This is a genomic window from Acetonema longum DSM 6540, assembly GCF_000219125.1.
Lineage (GTDB): Bacteria > Bacillota > Negativicutes > Sporomusales > Acetonemataceae > Acetonema > Acetonema longum.
Genome location: NZ_AFGF01000139.1, coordinates 1 through 1,992, shown reverse-complemented (window position 1 = coordinate 1,992; position 1,992 = coordinate 1). Strand labels below are relative to the sequence as shown.

At 44.1% G+C, this 1,992-nt stretch carries 3 protein-coding genes; all 3 read right to left on the bottom strand.

Going from position 1 to position 1,992, the window contains the following annotated elements; genetic code table 11:
- Window positions 1-56: 56 nt before the first annotated feature.
- Window positions 57-350 carry an MGMT family protein gene (locus ALO_RS14190; protein WP_040293520.1) on the bottom strand — a complete coding sequence of 98 codons (294 nt, stop codon included), beginning with the start codon at window positions 348-350 and terminating at the stop codon, window positions 57-59.
- 122 nt (window positions 351-472) lie between these two features.
- Window positions 473-1,114: a lactate utilization protein gene (locus tag ALO_RS14185; RefSeq protein ID WP_004573510.1), complete on the bottom strand. Its 642-nt coding sequence runs from the start codon at window positions 1,112-1,114 to the stop codon at window positions 473-475.
- The gene (locus ALO_RS14180; RefSeq protein WP_040293519.1) at window positions 1,104-1,991 is read right to left on the bottom strand and encodes a LysR substrate-binding domain-containing protein; all 888 of its coding nucleotides are present in this window, start codon (window positions 1,989-1,991) and stop codon (window positions 1,104-1,106) included. The genes ALO_RS14185 and ALO_RS14180 overlap by 11 nt, the downstream gene beginning before the upstream one ends.
- Window position 1,992 lies beyond the last annotated feature (1 nt).

Here is a 1,992-nt window from a genome sequence, read left to right as displayed (position 1 = left end):
TTGATGAGCTTTGAGTTCTTTAGAAATCCATAGTAGCATTTATATTGGATTAGCAGTCAGTCAGGCCAGCTGCATGACTTCATATCAACGCGGCCGTCCATTAGGAAAGTTACGCCTTCGGCTTCCAAAAGAGCCTTGCGTATATTCGCATACATGCCGCCGGTAATGGAACCGTCTCCCATAACGACCCGCTGCCACGGCAAATGCTCCGGGCAACAACGCATGGCCCAACCGACCACACGCGCCGCGCGAGGGTGTCCCAACATCCGGGCGATCTGGCCATATGATGCCACTCTGCCGCAAGGTATTTGCTCGACAACATCGTATACTTGCTTAAAAAACGGATTCAAGTTCACAATAAACTCACCCTGACTTGTTTATAATTATCTTCATTAAATTCTTTGTATATAACTTTAATCCCTGTAGCCTTTGTAAAGTAAGACTTTCTCATGGCATTAGTCGTTTCGGGGAACTAATAACCGTAACTTTCCCCCATAATGATTACCTTGATCCGATTCGGATCAGACTGCCGCTTAATCACAACAAAATCGTTGCAGATTCGATCTTCACTTTGGCAGTCAACACAGTAGCCAACCGTAGTACACGGTGTTTTTTTATTTAATCTTTTGGCATCCAGCGGTGCCGCGTAATTTCTCACCCTGATTTCCGCTTCTTCCAGATTTTTTACAATTTTATTGACTCCGGCGACAATAATCACCTGTTTGGGTCCATAAATCATCGCAGCAACCCTGCTGCCGTTTCCATCGATATTATAGAGTTCGCCGGTCTCCGTTAAGGCATTTGTACTGCATAAAAACGTATCCGCGGAAAACGTCTGCCTGTAGATCTGATCTTTTTCAATACGGGTAAGGCCAGGTTCGTACTTATCGAGAAACTGATATTTCCCACTGCGCAACCGTTCAATGACGCCTGTTTCAAAAAGAGTCATCGAATCGCCTACCGCCACAAGGGAATTTTCGGGTATCAATTCTTCAATTTTATTCATGAGCTGTACCGTATTCTCCAGATAAATCCCCTGCATATTATGCTTCTTCAAACCCACAATTGTTCTTTCCACTTTTTTCTCCAAATACCATTTAACATTAGCGTCCATTTTTCACACTCGCCTTTCCATCGCCCGTCAGAAGTGTGACAAATTGCCGGGCAGCCGTTGATAATGGGACATCGCGCAACACCACCAAACCGATTGACCGTTTGGGAATTGGTTCCTTCATCTTAACTTCGTACAGTTCCCCGTTCTGCAGTTCTTCTCCGATAAAATCCTTTACCACACAGGAGATCCCTAAGCCGGTTTTGGCAAAGTGAATCAACAAATCAATTGTTCCTAATTCAAACTCAGGCTGCAATACCAAGCCATGGGCGTTCCAGTACTTTTCCAGAAAAGCGCGTGAATTACCGCCCTTCTCCAATACCATAATCGGATATTTCGTTAACTCCTGTAAGCTAATTTCACCTATACGCAAATGCTTGAATTTAGGTCCGGCAACAAAGCAATCCTGGATCTGTTGGGTTTCGGTGATTTCGATGGTATTGTCCGGCTCAATCGGTAAATTTATAATACCCAGGTCGATCCTACCCGCCTTAAGAAAATCAAGGATTTCAAACGTAGTCTGATTAGTTACGTGTATGTGTATCTGCGGATGGCATTTGTTAAACTGGCCAAGATAAGGCAGCAAATAATATTTACTCAGCGTATCCCCCGCACCAATACGAATCTGCCCGGCCATTAGCTGCAGCATCTCCTGAAATTTATGTTCGGCAGTCTGTATCAGCTGATATCCCTGTTCAATATAGCGAAAAAATATCTCCCCTTCGGCAGTCAACGAAACACCCCTGGAAGTCCGAAAAAACAATTGTCCGCCAAGCTTTTGCTCTAACAGTTTAATTGATTGACTGACAGCAGGCTGAGAAGTAAATAACTCTTTTGCCGCTTTAGAAATGCTTCCTGTTTTGGCAGTCATGTAAAAGATA